Source organism: Cecembia sp., from assembly GCF_007126775.1.
Classification (GTDB): Bacteria; Bacteroidota; Bacteroidia; order Cytophagales; family Cyclobacteriaceae; genus Cecembia.
In genome coordinates this window covers 1-7,189 of record NZ_SLAP01000242.1, presented here as the reverse complement: position 1 = coordinate 7,189, position 7,189 = coordinate 1, and the positions used below count along the sequence as shown (strand labels likewise).

Annotated in this window: 8 protein-coding genes and 2 riboswitches; of the genes, 5 read left to right on the top strand and 3 right to left on the bottom strand. The window is 39.3% G+C overall.

Annotated elements, in window-relative coordinates:
* Together QZT73_RS16025 and QZT73_RS16020 are read left to right on the top strand one after the other, a co-directional pair.
* Positions 1-789 (top strand): BF3164 family lipoprotein (locus QZT73_RS16025; RefSeq protein WP_291789229.1); only part of this gene is annotated, 789 nt, incomplete at its 5' end.
* Positions 790-793: 4 nt separating this feature from the next.
* Positions 794-1,192 (top strand): DUF1573 domain-containing protein, encoded by a 399-nt coding sequence (locus tag QZT73_RS16020; RefSeq protein ID WP_291782425.1) that lies wholly within the window; start codon positions 794-796, stop codon positions 1,190-1,192.
* On the opposite strand, the gene QZT73_RS16015 is transcribed toward QZT73_RS16020, so the two are convergent.
* Together QZT73_RS16015 and QZT73_RS16010 are read right to left on the bottom strand one after the other, a co-directional pair.
* Positions 1,189-1,647 carry an SRPBCC domain-containing protein gene (locus tag QZT73_RS16015; protein WP_291782423.1) on the bottom strand — a complete coding sequence of 153 codons (459 nt, stop codon included), beginning with the start codon at positions 1,645-1,647 and terminating at the stop codon, positions 1,189-1,191. The two genes, QZT73_RS16020 and QZT73_RS16015, sit on opposite strands and share 4 nt — an antisense overlap.
* Positions 1,648-1,737: 90 nt before the next feature.
* On the bottom strand, positions 1,738-2,343 hold the full coding sequence (locus QZT73_RS16010) for a DUF2911 domain-containing protein (protein WP_291782420.1): 606 nt from the start codon (positions 2,341-2,343) through the stop codon (positions 1,738-1,740).
* 137 nt (positions 2,344-2,480) lie between these two features.
* Here QZT73_RS16010 and QZT73_RS16005 point away from each other — a divergent pair, with 137 nt between their 5' ends.
* From QZT73_RS16005 to QZT73_RS15995, 3 genes are all read left to right on the top strand, one after another.
* Complete coding sequence (locus tag QZT73_RS16005) at positions 2,481-3,326, top strand: DUF4349 domain-containing protein (RefSeq protein ID WP_291789228.1); 846 nt, start codon at positions 2,481-2,483, stop codon at positions 3,324-3,326.
* 71 nt (positions 3,327-3,397) lie between these two features.
* A riboswitch (TPP riboswitch) is annotated at positions 3,398-3,492 on the top strand.
* A gap of 8 nt (positions 3,493-3,500) precedes the next feature.
* Positions 3,501-4,433, top strand: coding sequence for an ABC transporter substrate-binding protein (locus tag QZT73_RS16000; RefSeq protein ID WP_291789226.1), 933 nt, complete (start codon positions 3,501-3,503; stop codon positions 4,431-4,433).
* Between the two features lie 3 nt (positions 4,434-4,436).
* A riboswitch (TPP riboswitch) is annotated at positions 4,437-4,538 on the top strand.
* A gap of 33 nt (positions 4,539-4,571) precedes the next feature.
* The gene (locus QZT73_RS15995) at positions 4,572-6,845 is read left to right on the top strand and encodes a TonB-dependent receptor (RefSeq protein ID WP_291789224.1); all 2,274 of its coding nucleotides are present in this window, start codon (positions 4,572-4,574) and stop codon (positions 6,843-6,845) included.
* Between the two features lie 135 nt (positions 6,846-6,980).
* On the opposite strand, the gene QZT73_RS15990 is transcribed toward QZT73_RS15995, so the two are convergent.
* Positions 6,981-7,187, bottom strand: coding sequence for a helix-turn-helix transcriptional regulator (locus QZT73_RS15990; protein ID WP_291789222.1), 207 nt, complete (start codon positions 7,185-7,187; stop codon positions 6,981-6,983).
* Positions 7,188-7,189 lie beyond the last annotated feature (2 nt).

The following is a 7,189-nucleotide window of genomic DNA, read 5'->3' as shown; positions in this document are numbered from 1 at the left end:
TTAGGCCAATATGAAAAAACTAAAGATGGACTGTTATTATGGAATTACGATTATTTACGGGGGAATTTCAATAAAATAAATTTAACAAAAACCCTAGCCTCCAAATCTGCAAAACCAATTTTTGAAAATACAATAAGGATCGACATGAGAGAGTTTCCTTATTTTCAGCTTTTTCAAGGTAATAATGGTCGGATTTATGCAACATCATGGATTTATGAACAAAATAGGGGGAGATTAAAGTATTTGGATCCTGAAACAAAAGCATCCAAAAAATCAGAACTTTTCCCCAAAATGAAAAACGCTCATCTTTTACCTTCAGAGGTTTTAAATTCATTGTATGGAGCGCCTTTTGATAAACATCCTTCCATGGATAAATATGTTCAGGCATTGTTTGTTTTTAATAGGATTGATATTTTCGATGAAAATCTTAAGGTAGTAAAATCTATTGTAGATGGAGATAATTGGCAGGACAATTACTATGATGCCAAGGAAATAAATCCTGCTGAAAATTTTATTAGACCTCGAACAAATGGATATAACGGATTAGCAGTGAGCGAAAATTTTATTGTTGCATTAGAGGCGAAAAGAAATGTTGGTACCGATCAAGAAAAGGAGAATGAAAGTTTTATTAGAGTGTATAATTGGGACGGTAAGCCTATAGCATTTTTGGAAGTTGAACATGATTTGAGTTCTATTGACATAGACGAAGCCAGTGGGATACTTTATGCCACGGATTATACTCATGAATTGGTATTAAAATTTGACATTAATCAAATTTTAAAAAGGTGATAGAATGAGAAAGTTAGGCTATATTTTTTTAGTGATAGTTTTCAGTATAGTTTTATCAGCAATCATAAAAAATTATCTGGAAAAAGATAATGTAGCCCATCTATCATTTGTTCTTAAAGAACATGATTTTGATACATTACGGATCCAAGAAGATGCTGAATTCCATTTCATTTATGAGAATTTAGGTAAGAAAGATTTAATCATTGAAAAAATCACAACTTCTTGTGGTTGTACAATTCCTTATTGGAGCAATATGGCCTTGCCTCCTTTAAATAAGGATAGTATAAAAGTTACCTACGATATTGAAAATAAAGGATATTTTATAAAGGAAATCATGGTGTATTCAAACAGTGAAACAAGTCCAGATCGATTGGTGGTAAAGGGTTATGTTCCTTTTGATTAAGTTGTTATTTTCATAAAATCAAATCCCCCTTTTCGGAGATTGATGCCGTATTCAAGGTAAGCTTTAAGACAGGCAAGAAAATTGGCCCATCCTGCTGTATTGTTTTTGAGCCAGTTGATTCCTGCCTCATCATGCTCCATATCTTTTTCTTTCACAGTAACCAATGTTGACGTACCTGAATCCAAAGCCTTCAGTAAAATAGTCACAGTCAGTGGATGGCTATCTCCATCCCATTCAAAGATGATGGAAGTATGGGGGATGATGGATTTTATTCGGACAGGAAAGCTGCCCGGAAATTCGGGGAATTCCCATTCCAAGGTCAGATCTGCTTCCATTTTGCCTGAGCTTTTAGAGATAAAATACTGGCTCATATGGTCTGGGTCAATGATTGCTTCAAACACTTCTTCCGGTGTTTTGCTGATCTGAAGGGAGGTGGAGATAGACAGTTTGCTCATGGGCTGAAGTGAGATGATTTGAATTTACGCAAAAAAATAAAGGTGATAGTCACCCATCACCTTTATTTAGGACCTGATGAAAAACAATTTTTAAAATGCTGCTTTGAAAGCTTCCATTTTTTGGTCCACTTGGGTATCAACCATAAAGGAGACACTTACATTTTCCCAGCTCATGGTGATTTTGGCCACTTTATTGTCTTCTGCAGAGATGCTGTATTGCAGTCTTTCCTGTACAGCAGGAAGCTGTTCGGCTTTTACCTTAACGGCAACAACATCGTCTTTCGCCAAAGCTTCCTCATCAATTTTTCCATCTTTCATATAGCTGAATACAGAGTTACCCTTAGCATTCAACCTTACGGTCCATTCTCCGTTGGCCACTGGGGTCATGAAAATGGAATACTTTCCAGCTCTGAGGTTTTTTCCGCCTACGCTAACAGGGGTGCTAAACTCGATCATCGTAGCGGCATTGGCACCAGCCCGCCAGGTCACACCATATTTTTCGATTTCTCCAAAAATTTTCCTACCCTTGACAGCGGGGGAAGAATAATCGATAGCGATTTTGGTGAATCCAACATTTTGGGAGACATGGGCAGCAGGACTTGGCGCCGGAGCTTGTATTTGTGCCTCGGATTCGACTTGAATGGCAAACAGGAATAAAAAGAAAATCCCTGTTAAAAGTAAATTTTGTTTTTTCATAATTATTTTAGTTTGTGGGTTTATGCAACGCAAGTTAAACGATTATTGCTGACCCTTGTTTGGAAAATTGATCAAATCATTCGGTTTATAGTTTTTTAGACTGAATTATGGTATTTTTCAGTCTAAATATATTCGAAATGAAACAGTTTCTCGTCTTTTTTCAACCAGCTTTGTTTTTATTTATTGTTGGAGCCTGTCAGAATTCAAGTGATTCAAATGGGGTATATACAAGTTATGATGATGATTATGAGGAATTTCTTGATGCTCCGCTGACAGAAAAAGCCGCATCAGCTCCTTTTGCTGAAAAAGAACTTGAAGATGTACCAGGTAGGAACAGAATGTTGGTAAAAAGAGGTAGTCTGGAAGTTGAATCCAAGCAGCTGGAAACTGATAACCAACAAATCCGGAAAATACTACCAGGCTTTGATGCCTTTATAGATTCAGAGAATTTCATCAACAGCGATTATTCAAGTTCTTACCGTTTGAATATAAAAGTTCCTGTTGCAAAATTTGATGCCTTGATGGATACATTGTCTAGGGTAGGTGAAAAAACAATCAATAAATCTTCCAATGCAGAGGACGTATCCCGACAATACAGGGATTTGAATGCTACAATAGAAAGTAAAAAAGCCCTGGAGACCAGGTACAGAGAATTGTTGGGTAAGGCTACTCAAATTCAAGATATGCTGGAGATTGAAAGAAGTTTGAATAACCTTAGAAATGAAATAGAGGGGTATGAGGGGAGATTCAGAACTTTGCAAAATGACATCAGCTTTAGTACAATCAATTTATATTTTTATCAGGTTAACGATCAAAACCGCACCGAAAAACCATCTTTTTTAAACAGATTGGCCAAATCTTTCCAAGGAGGATGGGATATGTTTTTATGGTTATTGCTGGCTTTGGTTAGACTTTGGCCTTTGGCTGTACTTGCTGCCGGTACTTATCTTCTTATCATTTTACTAAAAAACAGGAAAGAGTAATTTGAGATCAAACCTTAAAGGGTAATTTTCGCCCAGAAATTGCAAAACCGAACTATAGTCCTTTACTTTGTTGCAAGTGATAGGGGTGCCTTAATATAACGGGCTGAGATCATACCCTTTGACCTGATCCCGATAATGCGGGCGTAGGAATTATTCATTTAACAGGATTACATCATGAAAAAATTTATCATGGCGTTGGATTGGACTGCCAATACCAACCACAGCGGCTTTTTTGTGGCCGCGCAAAAAGGCTTTTATGCAGATGAAGGCCTAGATGTCCATTTGAGGTCTACATCTACAGATAATTATGCGCGTACACCGGCTCATCTATTGGCCAACAAGGAAGTACATGTGGCTATGGCACCCTCCGAGTCGGTGATTGCTTACCGTGCCAATCCCCAGAAACCGACGTTAACAGCAATAGCTGCGGTGCTACAGGAAGATGCCAGTGCAATAGTAAGTTTAAGATCATCAGGTTTTGACCGGATGAGAAAACTGGACAGAAATCGATATGCCAGTTATAATGCTCGGTTTGAAGACCATATAGTCGCAGAAATGATCAAGAAGGATGGGGGTAACGGAGAACACATAAAAATTATTCCTGAAAAATTAGGTATTTGGAATACCCTTCTGGAGGGAAAGGCTGCTGCCACTTGGGTGTTTATGCCTTGGGAAGGAGTGATGGCTGAGAGAAAACAGGTGGGACTGAATGCCTTTTATCTTAAGGACTTTGATATTCCATATGGCTATTCTCCTGTTTTGCTTGCCCATCCTGATATGCTCAAGGAAGATTCAGAAGCTTTTGTACGATTCCTAAGGGCCAGTAACAAAGGGTTTCAACTGTTGAAAAATGATCCTGAGCTTGCCGTGGAAGCCTTGTTTGAAAAAGAAAATCTGGAAGAGCTTACTGATAAGGCCTTTTTGTTGGAAAGCCAACAACAGATTACTCCCTATTATTTCGATAAAGCCGGAAACTGGGGATTGATGCAAGAACAGCGCTGGCTGGATTTTATTCACTGGTTAAGAAATAAAGAATTGGTCAGTGAAGAAGAGTTTGAAAACCTGTTGGACAGCCCATTATTTACCAATGAATATATAAATCTTTAAAAACAGAGACAAAAGGGGTGCTTTGCAATTCATAGGCAAGGCTGAGATCATACCCGTATTACCTGATGTCAATAATGTGGCCGTAGGGAACGTACAGGAAGGAAGCCCCTGCTTCTATTACCTAAACTATTTTGTCAAATGAAAAAAATACTCATCATTATCTTCTATTTGGGCCTGAGCAATATAGCCAATGCCCAATTCTCTATTTCCGGAAAAGTAGTCAATGAAAACAAAGAGTCGCTTCCTGGAGCAAATATCTATATTCCAAGCCTTGAATTAGGTGCCGTAAGTGATCAAGAGGGCAGCTTTATATTGAAAGATTTGCCAAGCGGAAAATTATCTCTTGAAGTAAGTTTTATTGGTTATCAAAAGCAGAGGGTTTCTTTAGACCTAAGGGGGGATACCATGATTGATATTATTTTAATCGAAACCCCCTTACTTACAGAAGAAGTCACAGTCCGTGCGATTCGGGCAGATAAGTTGGCCCCCATCACACAGCGGACAGTGGATTATCAAGAACTCAACGAAGTATTTAATGGGCAGGATGGAGCCTTTGTGCTGGAAACCCTGGCACCAAGTATTCAGGCCAATTCAGAATCCGGTACGCGTTTTACCAATTACGGCACCATGCGTATGCGAGGGATTGATCAGCGAAGGATCAACATTACTTTGAATGGGGTACCCTTGAATGACATGATGGACCAGGGAGTCTTTTTTAGTAATTTCACAGACTTTACCAATAGTATAGAATCCATACAGGTCCAAAGGGGGGTGGGCACCAGTACAAATGGTACGGCTTCTTATGCAGGAAGTATAAGTTATGAATCTGCAAGACTCAATGTGGATGCGCCTGAAACTACGGTATCTCTTTTAGGAGGGAGTTTCAATACCTGGCAGGGAAGTGCCGAAGTGAAGACTGGACTTTTGGAAAATAAAATGGCTTTTTATTCGAGGGTGAGCTTGACATCCTCTGACGGCTTTAGGGACCATAGTGGAACAGATTCTTATTCTTTCTTTTTCAGTGGCGGCTATTTTGGTGACAAAGATATCATCCGATTTACAGGGTTTAATGGCCGTACCCAAAATCAGTTGAGCTATATTCCAGTACCCATTTCTTTGGCCAGAGAAAATCCAAGAACCAATGTCAACTTTGAAGATGATAGGGACAATTTTGGACAATCCTTTGCCCAGTTGGAGCATACGAGGATGTTTTCCAAAAATACCACTTTGACCAGCAGTTTGTATTATGGCGGAGCCGGTGGGGATTTTCCATTTGGATTTGAAGATGGAGAAGCTTTTATGCAGATCAATTACCCATTGTTCAACAACCATTATGGGGCCATGAGTTACCTGCAGCACAGTACCGATACCTGGGATTTAAGTACTGGAGTCCATGCTTATACTTTCAGGAGAAAAAATATCGAGCAGCTTGTTCCTAATTTTGCCAGTCCATATTATGAGGATAGATCTGTAAAAGATGAATTTTCAGCCTTTGCCAAGGCCTCATATACCCTATCCAACTGGATGTTCTTTGGAGACATTCAGGGACGATTTGTAAACCTTCAAATGTTTCCTGATACCGAATTCCTGGGTGAAAACCGAACTGTTCCTTTGTACAGTTGGCAGTTTTTGAACCCTAAAGTCGGTGTTACCTATCAGTTCAGCCCTCTACAGAATGTTTATGGTTCCTTTGGTAGAACTGGCAGAGAGCCAAATAGGTCAGATTTTCTTGGTGGTGTGCAGATCAATGCAGGGAATATTGATTTCTTGCAGGACCAAAATAACGTCAGGGCGGAGTTTGTCAATAATTATGAAGTCGGTTACAGGATAGCTTCTGAGCATACCAATGCCCAGATCAACTTCTTTTATATGGATTTTGAGAATGAGATCGCCCCTATTGGCGCTTTCGTGCCACAGTTTTTCCTTCAGCTGTATGCCAATCAGGAAGACAGCTATAGGAGAGGGGTTGAATTGGATTGGACGAGTAAGTTTACTGATAAGTTAAGGTTTGTGGGGAATGCCACCTATATGAGAAGTGTTATCAGCAGGTATCAACCTGAGGGTGGTACTGAGGTATTCAACGATATCAGGACACCTTACAGCCCTGAAGTGTTTTTAAATGCTAGGTTACAGTACAGTCCTTTAAGTCGTTTGCAGTTGGAATTCCATTCCCGTTATGTTGGGGAATCGTATACCGAACTCACTAATAACCCAGATTTTATTCTACCGGCCTATTGGGTTAATAATCTGAGGGTTTCCACTAAAATCGGGAAACATTATACCTTTGATTTAGAAGTTAACAACCTCTTTAATGAGTTGTATTTTACTGATGGAGCACCTTTAGGGAATGAATTGGCAGTTTTTGCCCAGGCTCCCAGGCACTTTTTCGGAAGATTTACGGCAAGGTTTTAAGTCCAAAAAGGAATAGAAAAAAGCCGTTTCGGATCAAATGATCTAGAAACGGCTTTTTTATTTTTTTTCCAATGTTTTTCTTCTTCCATTAAAGCCTTAAAAGCTCTTCTGAGGAGTTCCTATCCTTCATGATTTTTATTCCTCTACAAATTCCAATATGTCCCCTGGCTGACAATCCAAAGCCTTACAGATGGCTTCCAAGGTACTGAAGCGGACAGCTTTTGCTTTTCCCGTCTTTAAAATCGAAAGATTGGAAAGTGTAATGTCTACTTTTTCAGAAAGCTCGTTCAATGACATTTTCCGCTTGGCCATCATTACATCCAAATTGACTATGATTGGCATGG